General features: G+C 47.6%; 9 protein-coding genes. 2 read left to right on the top strand and 7 right to left on the bottom strand.

Annotated elements, in window-relative coordinates:
• The coding region (locus AC23N5_RS22595) for an HYR-like domain-containing protein (protein WP_487757359.1) at positions 1-10014 on the top strand (10014 nt) is incomplete at its 5' end.
• An 89-nt stretch (positions 10015-10103) separates the two neighbouring features.
• Here the strand turns inward: AC23N5_RS22595 and radC are convergent.
• A complete protein-coding gene (gene radC, locus AC23N5_RS22590; protein WP_487757358.1) occupies positions 10104-10814 on the bottom strand; it encodes a RadC family protein in 711 nt (236 codons plus the stop codon).
• A gap of 66 nt (positions 10815-10880) precedes the next feature.
• On the opposite strand from radC, the gene AC23N5_RS22585 reads away from it, so the two are divergent.
• Positions 10881-11891, top strand: coding sequence for a glycosyltransferase family 2 protein (locus tag AC23N5_RS22585; protein WP_487757357.1), 1011 nt, complete (start codon positions 10881-10883; stop codon positions 11889-11891).
• Between the two features lie 64 nt (positions 11892-11955).
• Here the strand turns inward: AC23N5_RS22585 and porN are convergent, their stop codons facing one another.
• The 6 genes from porN to AC23N5_RS22555 form a co-directional block, all read right to left on the bottom strand.
• The gene (gene porN / locus AC23N5_RS22580; protein ID WP_487757356.1) at positions 11956-13029 is read right to left on the bottom strand and encodes a type IX secretion system ring subunit PorN/GldN; all 1074 of its coding nucleotides are present in this window, start codon (positions 13027-13029) and stop codon (positions 11956-11958) included.
• Between the two features lie 76 nt (positions 13030-13105).
• A complete protein-coding gene (gene porM, locus AC23N5_RS22575) occupies positions 13106-14659 on the bottom strand; it encodes a type IX secretion system motor protein PorM/GldM (protein ID WP_487757355.1) in 1554 nt (517 codons plus the stop codon).
• A gap of 113 nt (positions 14660-14772) precedes the next feature.
• Positions 14773-15579 (bottom strand): type IX secretion system motor protein PorL/GldL, encoded by an 807-nt coding sequence (porL, locus tag AC23N5_RS22570; protein WP_487757354.1) that lies wholly within the window; start codon positions 15577-15579, stop codon positions 14773-14775.
• Between the two features lie 125 nt (positions 15580-15704).
• Positions 15705-16820 (bottom strand): T9SS ring complex lipoprotein PorK/GldK, encoded by a 1116-nt coding sequence (gene porK, locus AC23N5_RS22565; protein ID WP_028525221.1) that lies wholly within the window; start codon positions 16818-16820, stop codon positions 15705-15707.
• Between the two features lie 276 nt (positions 16821-17096).
• The gene (locus AC23N5_RS22560; protein ID WP_037301335.1) at positions 17097-18056 is read right to left on the bottom strand and encodes a PorP/SprF family type IX secretion system membrane protein; all 960 of its coding nucleotides are present in this window, start codon (positions 18054-18056) and stop codon (positions 17097-17099) included.
• A gap of 162 nt (positions 18057-18218) precedes the next feature.
• Entirely contained in the window at positions 18219-19001 is a 783-nt protein-coding gene (locus tag AC23N5_RS22555) for a uroporphyrinogen-III synthase (protein ID WP_183973783.1), read from the bottom strand.
• Positions 19002-19006 lie beyond the last annotated feature (5 nt).

Here is a 19006-nt window from a genome sequence, read left to right as displayed (position 1 = left end):
GGTGATGGCGGAGGTGCGCCCATTACCAACTCAGGTACCAACGGCGGCAGTGCCAGCAACGGCGGTGGTGGCGGTGGTGGTTTGAGCGGAAATGGCCAAAACGGCACCAACAGTTTAGCGGGTGGCGGCGGCTACGATGGTACTGGCGGCTCTGCCCCAATGAACAGTAGTGATGTTGGATTTGGTGGCGGCGGATTTGGGGCTGGTGGTAGTGGTGGCAGCAGCGGTGGTGGCGGCGGTGGCGGCTACAGCGGTGGCAATGCGGGCACCAGCAGCGGCAGTGGTGGCAGCGGCGGCGGGTCTTATAATATTGGAACCAATCAAAGTAATTTTCCGAACGCCAACTCCTCAGGTGGTCAAGTGATTATTCAGTGCCTCGGTACGGCGGCGTTTTCGGCCATCGTTACGCCGACGTTGCCCAATTGTGGTTCTAACCAAGGCAGCATAAACATTGACTTAACGGGCGACCTCAACGGTTTTCCCAACGACGTTGTGGAATACGCCATTGTTTCGGGAACCAGCTTTTCGGGGAATCCAACCTTTACGAGTATCGCCGCCGAACCGTTTGACGTGACAACTGGCACAGGCACGACGCCAGGAACCTATACCGTGCGGATTCGCCTCAAATACAATCCCGATCTTTTTACGGATCAAACTTATACGATTGGGGCTAGGGGCACGACGATTTACGTCAATGTCAATGCTACAGCCGGGGCTAACAATGGTAGTTCGTGGGCAGATGCGTTTGTTTCGTTACAAGATGCATTAATTTCGACTTGCCCAGGGGGGCAAATTTGGGTAGCAGCAGGGACGTATAAACCCCACGCATCTGACCGTAATGCCTCGTTTGTGATGGTCAAAGATGTTGCTATCTATGGTGGTTTTCCCAATTCGGGTAACCCTACGATGGGAGATAGAAACTGGACAACGAATTCTACTATTTTGAGTGGTGACATTGGTGAACTAGGTGACAATAGGGATAATAGTTACCACGTGATTTACAACATGAACAATGGACTTACCCCTTCTAACGCCGTCTTAGACGGCTTTACTATTACGAAAGGGAATGCCAATTTAATCAGTGATGAGATGATTTATCAACGTTATGGTGGTGGAATATTTAATTATAATACTTCTCCTACGATTATAAATTGTATCTTTACTAATAATAATGCCTCTGTATATGGTGGTGCGATACTAAACGTCTATAATGCTAATGCAGTAATCAGCAATTGCATTTTTACTGGTAACAAAGGAGATTTTGGGGGCGCAGTTGCTAGCTATGAATCTGCTCCATTATATACCAATTGTAGTTTTTCTGGCAATTCCAGTATATCTGCTGCTGTGCACAATATTTCCACTCCGTCACCTTCGTACTTTAATTGTATCATCTGGGGAAATGGAGGAGGTGGTGGAGAAATGCTTGTTGCTATTTCTTCTACTCCATCAGTAAATAATTCCATTATAAAAGGAGGGTGGGGTAATTGTGTCAACTGTCCAAATGGAGATGGTAATGCAGATCCATTCTTCCTTTTGCCGCCATCTATTGGGCTTGGTGCATCGGGGGATCTTCGCCTACAACCCTGCTCTCCTGCCATCAATGCAGGTGCTCTTGCCACTACCTCTGCTACGGTGGGGAATGTGGATTTAGCGGGAAATCCACGTTTTTATAATAATGGTAGAATTGATATAGGTGCCTACGAATATCAATCTACCTATGATGTGTGCGCTTGTATCAGTAATAATGGCATTGTCTTTGTCAATGCGTCGGCTTCTGGCAGCAACAACGGCCGTTCTTGGGCAAATGCTTACACGGATTTACAATCAGCGCTTAGCGTGGCTCGTGCCAATCCTTCTTGCGTTTCCCAAATCTGGGTAGCGGCGGGAACGTATAAACCTAGTGCCGATGCTTCAGGTAATACGTCCCCAGCCAATGCCCGCACCAAAACCTTTGTGATGGTAAACGGGGTGGCTATTTATGGAGGTTTTATTGGTACAGAGACGCAGCTTTCACAGAGGAATTGGAGAACAAACGTAACTACCCTTAGTGGGGATATTGGAGAGGCAGGTAATAACAGCGATAATAGCTATCATGTCATAGCTAATATTGACAATGGCTTGAACAATACTGCCATTCTTGATGGTTTTACCGTTACGATGGGTAACGCAAATGGTAGTTATCCAGACCAAGGTGGCGGAGGAATGGTTAACTTCGCTTCCTCCCCGACGGTGTCTAACTGTAGTTTCTCTGGTAATTCAGCGAGCATATTTGGCGGTGGGCTATACAACTACATATCCTCTCCTGTTGTGACCAATTGTCGTTTTTTTGGCAATTCAGCATTTAGCGGCGGGGGGATAAACAACAGTTTGTCAGCGAACCCAAATTTTATAAACTGTACATTTTCTGGCAATTCTCCGACTGAAATTTATTATGGTTCAGGGTTCCCGTTCTTTACTAATTGTATCATTTGGGGAAAACATAATTTGACTAATAGCAACTCAAGTGTCACTTACTCCATTGTGCAGGGTGGTTATACTGGTACGGGGAACTTGCCTGCTGATCCACTTTTTATCAATGCTGCCAACGGTGATTTTCGCCTTCAACAATGCTCCCCCGCCATCAATGCAGGTGACCCTGCTACTACTTCAGCTACGGTAGGGAGTTTAGATTTGGAAGGAAATCCACGGTTTTACAATAGTGGCAGGGTAGATATGGGCGCGTACGAATATCAGGGTACGTTTGACGCAGTAGCACCAATAGCCCAAGTGACTAACAGTACTTGTACAACAGTAGGGGGCACACCCTCAGGTGGCGTTATCAGCGCACCAAGTGGCAGTTGTCCCGCAGGTTCGAGCTTATACTATTCGACCGATAACGGCGGTAATTGGAGTACAACCTTACCGATTTATGCTCAAACAGGTCCTGCGCAGACAATCTTGACTCGTTGTACATGTGATGCTAATCCCGCAAGTTTTGGCCCAACGAGCATGGTAACGACTGTCCCAGGTACGTGTCCAGCTTGTCCTGATTTGACAGCAGTAGCCCCAGCGGTGCAAGTAACGAACAGTGTTTGTACAACGTTTAATGGAACGGCATCAGGTGGCGCTATCAGCGCACCAAGTGGCAGTTGTCCCGCAGGTTCGAGCTTATACTATTCGACCGATAACGGCGGTAACTGGAGCACAACGGTACCGACTTACGAACAATCAGGCCCTGCGCAGACAATCTTGACTCGTTGTACATGTGATGCTAATCCCGCAAGTTTTGGCCCAACGAGCACGGTAACGACCGTCCCAGGCACGTGCCCAGCTTGTCCCGATTTGACAGCAGTAGCCCCAGCGGTGCAAGTAACGAACAGTGTTTGTACAACGTTTAATGGAACGGCATCGGGTGGTAGTATCAGCGCGCCAAGTGGCAGCTGCCCCGCAGGTTCGATTTTACAATATTCGACCGATAACGGTGGGAATTGGAGCACGACTTTGCCCACGTATGCGCAAACAGGGCCTGCACAAACGATTTTAACGCGTTGCAACTGTGGAGCTAACTCAAGTCCAACGAGCACGGTAACGACAGTTCCAGGTACGTGCCCAGCTTGTCCCGATTTGACGGTAGCAGCGCCAGCGGTACAAGTGACGAACAGTGTTTGTATGACTTATGGGGGAACGGCCTCGGGTGGTAGTATCATTGCGCCAAGTGGCAGCTGTCCCACAGGTTCGACCTTACAATATTCAACCGATAACGGTGGAAATTGGAGCACGACTTTGCCCACTTATGCGCAAACAGGGCCTGCGCAGACGATAGTAACGCGTTGCAACTGTGGAGCTAACTCAAGCCCAACGAGCACGGTAACGACGGTTCCAGGTACGTGCCCAGTTTGTCCCGATTTGACGGTAGCAGCGCCCGCGGTACAAGTGACGAACAGTGTTTGCACAACTTATGGGGGAACGGCCTCGGGAGGTGTTATCAGCGTACCAAGTGGCAGCTGCCCCGCAGGTTCGACCTTACAATATTCGACTGACAACGGCGGTAATTGGAACACAATTTTGCCGACTTACGCCCAAACAGGCCCCGCGCAGACGATAGTAACGCGTTGCAACTGTGGAGCTAACTCAAGCCCAATGAGCACCGTGACAACCGTACCAGGCACGTGCCCAACTTGTCCGGTGTTGACAGCCGCAGCGCCAGCGGTACAAGTGACGAACAGTGTTTGTACGACTTTTAATGGAACGGCATCGGGAGGTGTTATTAGCGCACCAAGTGGCAGTTGCCCCGAAGGTTCTACGTTACAGTATTCAACGGATAACGGCGGTAATTGGAGCACGACTTTGCCGACTTACGCGCAAACAGGCCCCGCGCAGACGATTTTAACGCGTTGCAACTGTGGAGCTAACTCAAGTCCAACGAGCACAGTAACGACGGTTCCAGGCACGTGCCCAGCTTGTCCCGATTTGACAGCAGCAGCGCCCGCGGTACAAGTGACTAACAGTGTTTGTTCAACTTATGGAGGAACACCCTCAGGTGGCGTTATCAGCGCACCAAGTGGCAGTTGTCCCGCAGGTTCGAGCTTATACTATTCGACCGATAACGGCGGTAACTGGAGTACAACCTTACCGATTTATGCTCAAACAGGTCCTGCTCAGACGATTTTGACTCGTTGTACATGTGATACCAATCCCGCAAGTTTTGGCCCAACGAGCATGGTAACGACTGTCCCAGGCACGTGTCCAGCTTGTCCTGATTTGACGGCAGCGGCCCCAGCGGTAAAAGTGACCAACAGTGTTTGTACAACGTTTAATGGAACGGCATCGGGTGGTGTTATCAGCGCGCCAAGTGGCAGCTGCCCCGCAGGTTCTACGTTACAATATTCAACGGATAACGGTGGTAACTGGAGTGTACACCTGCCGACGTACGCGCAAACGGGACCTGCGCAGACGATAGTAACGCGTTGCAACTGTGGAGCTAACTCAAGCCCAATGAGCACCGTGACAACCATACCAGGCACGTGTCCAGCTTGTCCTGATTTGATGGCAGCGGCGCCAGCGGTGCAAGTGACGAACAGTGTTTGTACAACTTATGGGGGAATGGCTTCGGGGGGCGTTATCAGCGCGCCGAGTGGCAGTTGTCCCGCAGGTTCGACCTTACAATATTCAACGGATAACGGTGGTAACTGGAGTGTAAACCTGCCGACGTACGCGCAAACGGGACCCGCGCAGACGATAGTAACGCGTTGCAACTGTGGAGCTAACTCAAGCCCAATGAGCACCGTGACAACCGTACCAGGCACGTGCCCAACTTGTCCCGTGTTGACAGCCGCAGCCCCAGCGGTACAAGTGACCAACAGTGTTTGTACGACTTTTAATGGAACGGCATCGGGTGGTGTTATTAGCGCACCAAGTGGCAGTTGCCCCGAAGGTTCTACGTTACAGTATTCAACGGATAACGGCGGTAATTGGAGCACGACTTTGCCGACTTACGCGCAAACAGGCCCCGCGCAGACGATTTTAACGCGTTGCAATTGTGGAGCTAACTCAAGTCCAACGAGCACAGTAACGACGGTTCCAGGCACGTGCCCAGCTTGTCCCGATTTGACAGCAGTAGCCCCAGCGGTGCAAGTAACGAACAGTGTTTGTACAACGTTTAATGGAACGGCATCGGGTGGCGTTATCAGCGCACCAAGTGGCAGCTGTCCCGTAGGTTCGACCTTACAATATTCGACCGACAACGGCGGAAATTGGAGTACAACTTTGCCTACTTACGCGCAAACAGGCCCTGCGCAAACGATAGTAACGCGTTGCAACTGTACTGCTGACGTGACTAACTCAAGCCCAATGAGCACCGTGACAACCGTACCAGGCACGTGCCCAACTTGTCCCGTGTTGACAGCCGCAGCCCCAGCGGTACAAGTGACGAACAGTATTTGTACAACGTTTAATGGAACGGCCTCGGGAGGTGTTATCAGCGTACCAAGTGGCAGCTGCCCCACAGGTTCGACCTTACAATATTCAACCGATAACGGTGGTAACTGGAGCACAACGGTACCGACTTACGAACAATCGGGCCCTGCGCAGACGATTTTAACGCGTTGCAACTGTACTGCCGACGTGACTAAATCAAGTCCAACGAGCACGGTAACGACCGTTCCAGGCACGTGTCCAGCTTGTCCTGATTTGACAGCAGCAGCGCCAGTGGTGCAAGTGGCCAACAGTGTTTGCACGACTTATGGCGGAACGGCTTCAGGGGGCGTTATCAGCGCGCCAAGTGGCAGTTGTCCCACAGGTTCGACCTTACAATATTCAACCGATAACGGCAGTAATTGGAGCACAACTTTGCCTACTTACGCGCAAACAGGCCCCGCGCAGACGATAGTAACGCGTTGTAACTGTACTGCTGACGCAACTAAATCAAGTCCGACGAGCACGGTAACGACCGTCCCAGGCACGTGTCCAGCTTGTCCCGATTTGACAGCAGCAGCCCCAGCGGTACAAGTGACCAACAGTGTTTGTACAACGTTTAATGGAATGGCTTCAGGGGGCGTTATCAGCGCGCCAAGTGGCAGCTGCCCCGCAGGTTCTACGTTACAATATTCGACCGATAACGGCGGAAATTGGAGCACGACTTTGCCGATTTACGCCCAAACAGGCCCCGCACAGACGATAGTAACGCGTTGCAACTGTACTGCCGACGCGACTAAATCAAGTCCAATGAGCACCGTGACAACCGTACCAGGCACGTGCCCAGCTTGTCCCGATTTGACAGCAGCAGCGCCCGCGGTACAAGTGACCAACAGTGTTTGCACGACTTATGGCGGAACGGCATCGGGTGGTAGTATCAGCTCGCCAAGTGGCAGTTGTCCCGCAGGTTCGACTCTACAATATTCGACCGACAACGGCGGAAATTGGAGCACGACTTTGCCGACTTACGCGCAAACAGGCCCCGCGCAGACGATAGTAACGCGTTGCAACTGTACTGCCGACGTGACTAAATCAAGTCCAATGAGCACCGTGACAACCGTGCCAGGCACGTGCCCAGTTTGTCCCGTGTTGACAGCAGTAGCGCCAGCGGTGCAAGTGACCAACAGTGTTTGTCAGGCAGGTTGTATGATAGGTGGCGGCAGTATTTTCGCACCAAGTGGCAGTTGCCCTGTGGGCTCGACCTTACAATACCAGCTCAATGTCGGCGGTTGGAGTACGACGCTACCGACCTATGCACAGACGGGACCCGCCCAAACCATCAAAACGCGTTGTGTGTGCAATTCTGATGCGAATCAAATGAGTCCAGAGTCATCGGTGACGACTGTCCCAGGGACGGTGCCTGCGTTGGTGGTTCCTGTCAATGGCTCGGCCGTGGTGTCTTGCCCTGCTTTGGCCATTGCTCCAACGCTTCCCTTGGTCAATGATTGTAACGGCAATCCGATTACACCATCCGCCCCTGTAATTACCAACAACCCCGACCCACTGACGTGCGAAGGGACGCGTACTTACACGTATAGCTACGTATGTGGAAGCGCTACGGCGACGTGGAGTTTTGTCTATGCCATTGAACGGGAGCCGTTTACGATTGTTGTAGCGAATGGTTCGGCAACGGTGTATGACCCCGCGTTAGCGGTAGCTCCAACGCCACCGACGGTGATGAGTGCTTGTGGGGAGGTGCTAACTCCGAGTGCGCCCGTGATAACCAACAGTCCAAATCCGCTGTTGTGCGAAGGAACACGAACCTATACTTATACCTACACGGATTGTGAAGGGAATACGGCAGTCTGGAGCTTTGTCTATACGGTTCTTGATAATATTGCGCCCACGATTTCGTGTCCAGCAAACGTGGTTGGATGTGCAGGTCAGACGATTACGTTTACCCCTCCCGTGGGAATGGATAATTGTTTGGGAGCAGTGACGACGCAAATCGCGGGCTTACCCACGGGCAGTGTTTTTCCCGTAGGAATAACGACCAATACGTTCAAAGTGACGGCGGCGAATGGTCAGACAGCGGAGTGTTCGTTTACGGTGACAGTGATAAGTAAACCTACGATTACGTTGACTACTTTACAACAAACGCTTAACGAAGGCAACAGCCAAACCTTCTGCGACACGGATGCGAATCCTGTTAACGGGTTACAGTTTACGGTTTCGGGTTCTTGTGTTTCGGGGTCGCCCGTTTGGCGAGTTCAAGTGGGCAGTGGTTCGTGGAGCGCATGGTCACCCAATGCTCCAGTTTCCCAGTCTTCCACTAACCAACCCCACCGCTACCAAGCGGCCTGTGATGCGAGTTGTCCAGTGACGTACACGAGTCCGATTGAGTTGACGATTAATTACCGTTCAACGGTACCACAAAATGTAACAATGCTAGTGGATGGTGTGAGTGTAGCCGTTGGAGAGACCAAGGAGGTGTGTAGTTTGGTGAATATACCACTTAGTTTTACGACCAATTGTGGGGCAAATGAAGTAGTGCTTTATTCGGTGGATGGCGGTGAATACAGCGCTGGTGTGCCCGTTGGTTTGGTGGATAATCAGTACCACAATTACCGCGTACGTTGTCGCCAATTAGGTGGAACGGTTTCCTGTGTGGAATCAGAATCAGGAGTGATGCGGTTAAAATTGGTAGTAATTCCATCGGCACCGACGGTATCGTTGTCCTCGACGGGAAGCTGCAACAGTGGTTCAAGCTTTAGTGGCCAATCGTCATGCGGAAGTTTGCGGACGGTTTGGTACAATGCTAGCACAAATGTGGCCTTGCCAAGTTTGCCTGCGAGCTTACCTCTGGAAACAATCTCATACTACGCTCGTTGTCAGACGGAAAATGGCTGTGTGAGTGAAAAGAGCAATGTGGTGACATTCACAGTGACGCCAATTCACGTCGCGCCAGCGATTACGGCAAGTCAAGACATCGTTTGTACGGGAACAACGGTGAAAATTTCAGCCAACTGTCCCGCAGGAAGTCAAACGTTCTGGAACACGGGCGTAACGGCCTCCAGTTTTGAGGTAGCATTCAGCAACGTGACCAAGCAGACGTATTGGGCAAAGTGTCTTTTTGAAGGCGGTTGTCAGAGCGCCGAAAGTATTCGCAAAGATGTGTACTGGAACGCGTTCGTAGTGACGTTGATAAACATTGGCGAGAGCAAATCAGCGATAAAAACCAACGACCCAAGTGTTTGGTCAAGTCAATTCATCACGCGCGACGGCGGCCCCGAATTGGAACAAAGTACGCAGGTAAATCCGACTTTGTATTACGTAGAAAACGCCAATAAACAAGCGCCACGCTATTGGACGATCAACGTAGAAGCGTGTGGATTAAGCACCGACGGCTCGTTGACGTTCGACATGTTGGCGACGCCCGAAATGGGCATAATTCGCTCCTTCAATACGCACGAAAACAATGCGCCTTACTTCATGTACGCCAACCGTGAAGGCTGGACGGAGTTGTACGCTCAAAACCACCCCGCCTACGGTTTTTACCAAGACAACGGTGCGGGCGAAAATTCCTACGATGCAGGTTTACCGAAAGGGTTGTACAAGTTAGGCATTCGTTATTGGGACCAAAAAGGCTGGGGCAGCATTTACCCATCGACCCGCAAACCGCAAGGGAACGTGTTAGCCTATCAAGAATATTGGTTCAGAATCCAGTCGAAAGATGGGGTAGGTGTGGGAGCAGCGAGAGAAGGGGCAAATGGCAAGGAGCAAGAGGCAAAAAGCAAAGGGCAAGGAGCAAGGGTCGGACCGTCGCACGGCAATGGGTCGGATAACGGAAAACAGATAACTGATAACGGAGCATTCGCCACGGTTCTGCCCAACCCTGTTACGCATACGCTTCGCTTGAAGGTGCAAGATAGCAAGGGGCAAGTGGTGCAAACGGTATTAACCGATGCCGCAGGGCGTGACGTTTTAAGCCGTCAATTTGTGCCCGAGACGAACACCCACCAAGAGGAGTTTGGGGTAAATGCGTTACCGACGGGGATGTATTTCTTGAAGGTTTCGACGGCTGACCAGCAAGCGACGCTAAAGGTGGTGAAAGTGGAGTAAGGTTAAGAGCACAAAATTCATAAAAACCTCCGTAGGCGTGATACGTTTTGCACCTACGGAGGTTTTTTATAGAGAAAATTCGACATTGGTTACAACAGCCCTTCATCGGCAAAACTTAGGTAGCCAAGTTCAGAGATAATCAAATGATCTAAAATCGGAATGTCAAGTAATTTGCCTGAAGTTACCAGCCGACGGGTAAGCTCTTTGTCTGCCTCACTTGGTTTTAGGTTGCCAGAAGGATGATTATGCACCAAAATCATCGAACTCGCAAGGTGTTCTAAAGCTGATTTAAAAATGATTTTGGGGTCGGCAACGGTACCCGAAATGCCTCCTTGACTAATTTGAACGGGGCGTATGACTTCATTGGAACGGGTGAGGAGTAAAACCCAAAATTCTTCGTGGGGCAAATCCATCAAGTACGACCTGATTTGTTCATAAGCATCTTTAGAGGAAGTTATCTTGGGGCGACGCACTACGTCGCTGTCTTTCCTGCGCCTTCCTAATTCCAAGGCTGCGGCAATTGAAATGGCTTTTGCTTCGCCAATTCCTTTGATTTTCATCAAATCCTTCAGGCTAAGTTTGGCTAACTCATTGAGGTTGTTGCTCGCTTTTTGAAGGATAATTTTTGACAAATCAACCGCCGATAATTCTCGCGTGCCCGAGCCAATTAAAATGGCAATGAGCTCGGCATCAGATAGTGCTCCTTTTCCTTTTAACAATAGTTTTTCGCGGGGACGGTCTTCTTCTGCCCAACTTAAAATTCTCCGTGAGTTGTTGTACGCTGTTTCTTCAAAAGTCATGTTCAAAGGGGAGGTTGGTCAATCTTGCTGAAAATTATAGTAACTTGCCGTGGTAAATCATGCGATATGCGCAACTATAGTATTATCATTCCCGTTTATAATCGCCCCGATGAATTAGGCGAGTTATTGGAGTGCCTTGCCCAACAAACCTTCAAAAATTTTGAGGTTGTGGTGGTGGAAGATGGCTCCAAAATCAAATGTAAAGACGTTGTTGACTCCTTTAAGTCACACTTGAAAATTGCTTACTATTACAAAGAAAACGGCGGGCAAGGGTTTGCGAGAAACTATGGTTTTGAACGAGCCAAAGGCGATTATTTTATTCTCTTAGATTCGGATGCCCTCTTAGAACCCAATTACTTAGCCATCGTTGACAATCGCTTAAATACCGATTATGTGGACTTGTACGGTGGCCCTGATACCGACCATCCAAGTTTTACACCCATTCAAAAAGCGATTAGCTACTCAATGACCTCCGTTTTTACGACGGGCGGGATTCGGGGAAAGAAAAGCAATTTAGGCGGTACGTTTCACCCGCGAAGTTTTAATATGGGATTGTCGAGAAAAGTGTGGGAAAAAACGGGTGGTTTTCAAATCAGCCGAATGGGGGAGGATATTATTTTCAGTATTTCGGCATTACGATTCGGTTTCAAATCAGCCCTTATTCCCGAAGCTTTTATATACCATAAGCGAAGGACAGGCTTTGCGGCTTTTTTTCGGCAATTGCGCTTTTTTGGGCGTGCTCGCATCAATATTGGACGATTTTATCCTACTGAGCTAAAATTGGTACACACCTTTCCGTTGTTGTTTACGTTGGGTTGCCTGAGTATTCCTTTTTTAGGATTAATTCATCCGTGGTTGTTTTATTTTGGGGCTGGCTTCTTGTGTCTTTATGTTGTGCTCCTTTTTATGGATGCTATCCGTCAATCCAAAAGTGTAAAAGTTGGTTTTTTGAGTGTCATCGCGGCTTTTGTTCAGTTGTTTGGCTACGGTTTTGGGTTTATTCAAGAAGGTTGGAAACGCTTATTTGAAAGTAAAACGCACCGCGAAACAGGTGCTCATATTGAATATCCTTCTTAGAAAATGAAAAGTTGGAAAACAAAAAAGGCGACCCTCGGGTCGCCTTTTTTGTAGTTTCGTTTGATTAGTATTCCCACAAACCGTGCTCTAGTTCCATCAATTCGTTTTCAACTTGAATTGATTTCCAAAGCGCTGATTTTTCGCTACCATAGATACTGATAAGGTCGCGATCCATTGGGTTTGAAAGTTTAGTAATACGACCGTTAAACAAACGTAAGTCGAATGCATCGGCTAAGTTTTTGTGTTGTGCGGTGTTGTATTCGTTAAACCAAATGAATTTTTTCGGGTCACTACGGAAAAGCTTGTCCAAATCTTTGTACTTAATCGTAGCTACAGGCATTTCAAGACCAGCTGGGTGTACATCGGCAGGAATGTAAATCGTCACTGTCTGAATGTCATAGTATTGACGAGAACGTTTGCGGTCAAACACCCAGTCTTCTTTTATTTCTAAGACAGAAAGTTGATCAGGGAAGTACATGTTCTCGGCAAGCGCAGTAGCTTCAGCGGCGGCTTTTGCAGCAGCTTCTTCGGCCATCTTCTTCTTGATTTCTGTAGAATCCACTTTAGGAGGTTGAACTTTCGCTACAACAGCTCCTTTTTTGCCTTTAGTGGTTTTCTTTTTAGGAGTTGCACCCCAACCATCGTCAACGGGTTGCGTTTCTTTTTTAGGAGTACCACCCCAGCCATCATCAGCAGGTTTGGCAGCTGTTTTTTTGTCATCCTTTTTGGTGTCGCCCCAGCCGTCTGTACCTGTAGTAGCGTTGTCAAGCCCAAAGCCCGCTTTCTTTTCTTCCTCCGTTAGTACCTGACCTTGATTAGGGATTTGGAGTTTTTTGACAAAATCATCCATCGTCATTTTCTTGGTCATATCTTGGTCAACGTAAGCATCCAAAAGGCCCGCTTTCACGGCATCCATGATGTACTTGGTGATTTCGTTACCTTTTGAAAACATGGGCTGGTTTTGCTTTTCCTTCAAATCCAACCGACGCCACAGTGTACGTTTCATCATGATGTCTGCATCATTAAATTCACGTACTGAGAGCGGATTAACCCCACGGTTATCTTTCTCCTGCGCCAACGCTCCTAAGCTCACAGTAGCTAATGCTACGCATCCCAATAAGGTTTTGACTCTGTTCATTTTATTTTGTATTTAATTCGCTAGGGTATTAACGAACAATTTGTTACAAACGATATGCTTGTTTCCTGCAAAAATATTAGTTCAAAGGAATGTTTCTCAACTGGGTAGGTAACCCCGCATCGTTTACACTTCCTTTAAAGTTTTTACGTTGAACGCCCGAAACCTCGATGAAAAGACGGTCACCAGCCTGCGCTTGTGATGCCAATGGGGCAATAGAACCACTAGGGCCACTAATAACCACAGGCTGACCAACAGGGCGGTTGTTACGTACAAGTCGAATGGTCATTTCTGAAACGCGGAAGCTTGCGTCTTCAGGCGAGAAAGCTTTAAAGCTAGGGTCAGCAACGGCATCAACGCGGATATTACGTGCCATACTTGCCTGAACACCTTTACGCTCATCTGCCAAGGCTCCATTGATGTAATACTCAAGACTTGGACGAGGAACTGGTGTAACGCGGAATGGCTCATTACCCATTACATTTCCTTGGTTTGAAATGCTAAGGGTTACGTTTCTGCTGTTTGGTACGATGATTACTTTCCCTTTACCGTTGTTGATAAATTCGGCACCATCGCCACCAAATGATGGATTCCACAAGGCACCAAGTGCAGCACTTTGTACGCTCAACACGTTTTTACAACCAAGGTAAAGCGGAGGCAATGTTCCTGTTTCAATTTGGTACGTTGGACGAGCTACTTTGTACTCATATTTCATTGAAATAGAAGTGTCACGTCCGCTTGGGGTTGGGAATGAAATAACCCCTTGCAATACTTTCGTAGCCAAACCATCTTTGTCGTATGCACCACCTTGGGCCGTAAACTCAATGATTCCTTTTCCGTCTTGAACGCGTACTGGAGAACCACCCAAGCTCATGCGTGGGGTAAGGGCGCTAGAAGAAGCGGCAATAAACATTTCGCCTTTGAACTTCGTCCCAGCTACTACTACTTTAGACTCGGCGCTAATCATGGCCAAAATTTTATCAAACTTGATGTCTTTTGCCCCTACTTTTGCGGCGAGCGCATCCAACACCTCGGCTTCCAAACGGCGGATTTCCGATTGACGTTGGCTCAATACCGCCAACGCTGCTGGAACTGGCGTTTGTTCAAAGTTGATAGCTGCAAAATCTTTGTTGCGCTGATCAGCATCACGTTTAGCGAGAGGATCGTCTTTGCCGTCGAGAGCCAACGGAGCAAAGTTCGTACCAGCAAGCTTGTTCATTTGGTCAACAAAACCGTTCAACTTGCTTTTAAGCTCATACGCTTTTCCATTTTTACCAGGACCAATCATGTAGATAGCCACCTTATCTTCTTCGTTGGGGTTTTTCACTTTGCCCGTTTCAGGGTCAATTCCACCGCCCGCTTCGTCGATAAGTTTTGTTTTGATGGCATCTATCTCTGATACAATCCCGCTGGCGATTTTGCGCACATCTTCGGCTTGTTTTACGATAGCGACTTCAAACGCACGATTTCCAGACTTTTCCACTTTGTCGCGGATGCTTTCAACCGTTCTTTGATTTATTTTATTGGCAGCATTTGCCGAACCTTCCATACTTGTGTTCAACAATTGGAATTTTTCCAATAACGCCGAACTCACTTGCAAGGCCAACATCGCTGTTAGTACTAGATACATCATCCCGATCATCTTCTGCCGGGGTGACTCTTTTCCTCCTGCCATTTTTGTAGATTACAGTTTTAGTTTACGGTATTACAGATACTTGCTCTTGGTACGACACCTAAGAACACGTTTTAGCCACGCATGGCAGCAAGCATGTTACCATACACATTGTTAAGCGACGTGATGTTGGTAGTCAACTTAGACATTTCGGCTTTGAACTGCTGTGATTCTTTCGTCGCATCAGCCATGTTTGACATTGCAGTCGTCAAATTACCGTAGAAAGCGTTCATCGCTTTCAAATGTTTCGTAGTATCTTGCAATTCTAGTTCGTAAACTGCATTAAGGGCGCCCATGTTTTTAGTAATGAGCTGAAACTGCTCACGGTATTGTTGTGCGTCTTTGGTCGCATCCGCCATTGATGACATGGCGTTGATAGCCACTCCGTACGACTTGTTCATTTCGTTGATTGCGCCAGATGCTGATTTTACATTTTTAGCGTAATCGTTCGTAGCTACGGTTGCGTCGGTCAAATCGCCGATTTTTGAAACATTATCCGTCAAGCTCTTAAAGCTTTTACCCAAATTTTGGAAAATCTCAGGAGTGATGTTTGCTTCAGCAAGCATTTTGTCCATGTTGGCAGTTAAGCCAGTACCTTTTTTCTCTTCTTTGCGAGGAGCGGCTACGGGAGCCGAATCATCTAATAATTCAGGATATACTTTTTCCCAAGCGTATTCGTCGGCAGCAGGATATAGAAAACTTTGAACTGCATATAATACGAAAATGAAAGCTTCAGTCAAAAGACCAACTGTTAGAATCTCACCGCCACCTTCGACGTGAGTAATTTTTGCCCAGGCACCGATGATAACAACCGCTGCACCGAGCGCATAAGCAGTAGGGACTATTTTACTCCAGAAAATACCTTGCTTTTGTGCTGCCATGATTTAATCAAAAAAATTGGTTATGAGATCAGTTAGAAATTGTTTGTTTTAATATAGAAGGGGGACAAAAATTGGGGTGCCGCTTTATGGGCAGCACCCCAATTCAGTAAAATCATTTTGATGGATTATCTTTTACGTCCTCCGCGGGCAGTAGCTGCACGGCCTGCTAGGTTTTCAACGACGCAACGGAAACCGATGAAAGCACGTTTGTTGTCTTCGTATTCCCAGCTACGTGTTCCTGTTTCGAGGAAATAAGCGACGTCTTTCCATGAACCCCCACGGATAATTTTACGTGGTTCGTCAGGGTTATCGTTCATCGGGTTCATATCCCAGTTAACAACTGTGGCATTATCAGCAAAAGCATCTAGTGTCCATTCGGCTACGTTACCTGCCATGTTATAGAGGCCATAGTCGTTGGCGTTGTAGGCATTGGCAGGAGCGGTGTAAGGATACCCGTCGGCGTCGTAGTTACCACGTTGTGGTTTGAAGTTCGCAAGGAAACAACCTTTGCCGTTGGCTACGTAAGGGTTACCCCAAGGGTATTTGGCCGAAGCACGACCACCACGCGCTGCCCATTCCCATTCTGCTTCGGTCGGAAGACGGAACTTAGGCGAGCTGTATTTTCCTTCTTTTGAACGGTAATCGTTGTAAAGATTAGAGCGCCAAGTTGAGAAATAGCGAGCGGCTTTCCAGCTAACACCTACAACAGGGTACGTATCGAAGGCTGGGTGAGAAAAGTAGTATTCGGTCATTGGGTCACCATTGTGGTAGGTGAAGTCTTTCCGCCATACTGTTGTGTCTGGGTGATACTTTGCCATGATTTCTTCTTCACCTAGTACAGAAAGTGAGTCGGTCATCAAAGCAGTGACGAATTGACGGTACTCGTGGTTGGTGATTTCAGTATCGTCCATGTAGAAAGAAGTAATTGTCACGCGGCGGTTGAAGTTCACCTGCGTTGCTGCTACGTCTTCATCAGCTTGTCCCATCATGAACGAGCCCGAAGGAATCAAGACCATACCATAGGGCGTATCTTGCTTGTAATCTTTACGACCAGCTGCAATGACTTCCCCATTCCGAACACCGACCTCTTGTTTGGCTCCTTTTTTGCCACCTTTACTTCCTCCTTTGCTGTTTTTACCGCCAAATTTGTCTTTGACAAAACCGCAGCTTTGTAGCATAACTGCTACCATCACAATCCAAGCTCCTTTGGTGGCATAGCCGAAAAATCCCCTTTTGTTCATGGTTATTCCCGTTAGATTCAAAATTTCAGTATAGAAACGAAGTTCTATGAGTTTATTGTGTGCTTGTTTTTAAATTTCTGTTGTTTATTATCGCAATTGGTTCGCTACTGAGCCCTAAAAATTCTAAAAACAGCCCAAAATTACTAAAAAAGCGATAACTTTTTATCAAACCTGTACTGGTGGTCTAACAATAATTCTGCCAAATGGCTTGTCGTAGTAAAAAAGTTTCAGCAAATAGTAGAATACAGTTGATAAATAGGGTAATTATGATTGTTTCTAATATCTAAATCGTGGTGTACGAACGGGCATTGCTTTGCGCTTAACAAATGGTGGTAAGGCATACGATAACATCATTTCAAACGATGCAGGGGCTTTGGTTGTTCTACCAAAACCTGTTAAATCGACCGCACCACCCAATCGAAATGATTGCCAATTGACCCCCGCAAGCAAATTAACCGATTCTTGTAAGCGGTAGGTAATGCCTCCAAAAATCCAGTCATTCCAAGTCGCCATGGCACCTCCTTCGATAGAAAGGGTTTTGGTACTGAAATTAACGGGTGTTTTTACAAGCACCATCGGTTGAACAATCAGACCATAAATGGGTTCAAAACGATAACCTGCGGTTAGATAAGCGTTGGGTTCTAAGGCATTTTGAGCATCTCCACTCAAACTAAACTTCGGACGGTTGAGGTGATTGATACTCGCACCCACGTAAAAGGTGGTAGCATCGTAAAAAGCCCCTAAGGCAATATCGGGCTGGCTTTGTCCCAGTCGTCCAGTTGGAATTAGTGGGTCTCCTGGGTCACGCGAGATTAATTTATTAAAATCAATGTAACGGTTCTGAAAGCCAACGCGAGCGCCAAGCGCTAAGGTATTATCGTTGATGTTCATCTTGTAAGCATACGACAACTGCACTTCTTGGCTGCCCATGGCGCCAAGTCGGTCGTTTACATAATTGACCCCAATGGCGCTTTTAATAAAATTAAGTGGTACGCTTCCCGTAAACATCAGGGTATTGGGTGCGCCACCTTCGCCGCTGGAGGTTTGATAACCTTGCCATTGCATACGGTTGATAAGCTGAAAACGCGTCGTACCGTCTTCCCCTGCCGTAGCTGGGTTAAAATAAAGCTGGCTGAAAGGAAAAAGCGTAAACTGTGCGTCCTGCTGGGCGTGCGAGATGGCAGAATGTCCTAACCAACTTATAATACTCAATAGAAGTAGCCGTGGGTATTTCATATAGAAAAAGGGGGTATTTTCAATACAAACGACAATTAGGGAAAAAAATTTGATATAAAAAAAGGGTTGAATCTTCAACCCTTATCATTAACGCATAAAATGATTCTAATGTTGCAACTACCCCCAAGAGTTCATTGGATTGGTGTTTGGTTGCTTTTACTTTTAAAGGTTATTGGCCTTTTTGATGTAAATTTCGAGTGCCCCTGTCATGGAAGGAGCGTTGGGCATTGGTGCTTCAATGTCCAAAATCAAACCTGCATCCGTTACAGCTTTGGCGGTTGTTGGGCCAAAGGCAGCAATACGGGTTTTATTTTGCTCAAAATCAGGGAAGTTACGGAACAAAGACGTAATTCCTGATGGACTGAAAAAGCACAAAATGTCGTAATACACATCGGTCAAGTCGGATAAATCGGCTGACACGGTTTCGTACATGACTGCTTCCGTCAGGTGTAATTCATGGTTGCCCATAAACTCAGGAATATCATTGCGACGCTTATCAGAGCACGGGAATAAAAACTTTTCGTTTTTGTGCTTTTTGATAAGATCAAGCAAATCGGCTGCTGTTTTTTGACCCGCAAAAATTTTGCGTTTCCGAATCTGAATATATTTCTGCAAATAGTTGGCGGTTTGCTCGGTCACGCAAAAATATTTCATTTCTGCGGGCATTTCGAGCTTGGCCTCCTTACAGATTCGGAAGAAGTGGTCAACAGCGTTACGGCTCGTAAAGATGATAGCCGTATGGTCCATAATGTTGATTTTCTGTTTACGAAAATCTTTGTATGATATCCCTTGTATTTCTATAAACGGACGGAAATCAACCTTGAGGTTGTACCGGCGCGCTAACTCGAAGTAAGGGGATTTTTCGTCACTCGGACGAGCTTGTGAGACAAGAATACTCTCTACTTTATTCAATCGGTCTTGTTGCATCAAAATCGTTTCACTCATATCAG

This window comes from Runella sp. R5_40 (assembly GCF_057652295.1).
The sequence above is the reverse complement of the archived record's forward strand: the minus strand, read 5'-3'. Positions and strand labels throughout refer to the sequence as shown.

Coding starts and splice junctions, on each gene's coding strand:
- radC (WP_487757358.1), bottom strand. CDS start 10,814: ATGACTTTTGAAGAAACAGCGTACAACAACTCACGGAGAATTTTAAGT.
- AC23N5_RS22585 (WP_487757357.1), top strand. CDS start 10,881: ATGCGCAACTATAGTATTATCATTCCCGTTTATAATCGCCCCGATGAA.
- porN (WP_487757356.1), bottom strand. CDS start 13,029: ATGAACAGAGTCAAAACCTTATTGGGATGCGTAGCATTAGCTACTGTG.
- porM (WP_487757355.1), bottom strand. CDS start 14,659: ATGATGTATCTAGTACTAACAGCGATGTTGGCCTTGCAAGTGAGTTCG.
- porL (WP_487757354.1), bottom strand. CDS start 15,579: ATGGCAGCACAAAAGCAAGGTATTTTCTGGAGTAAAATAGTCCCTACT.
- porK (WP_028525221.1), bottom strand. CDS start 16,820: ATGAACAAAAGGGGATTTTTCGGCTATGCCACCAAAGGAGCTTGGATT.
- AC23N5_RS22560 (WP_037301335.1), bottom strand. CDS start 18,056: ATGAAATACCCACGGCTACTTCTATTGAGTATTATAAGTTGGTTAGGA.
- AC23N5_RS22555 (WP_183973783.1), bottom strand. CDS start 19,001: ATGAGTGAAACGATTTTGATGCAACAAGACCGATTGAATAAAGTAGAG.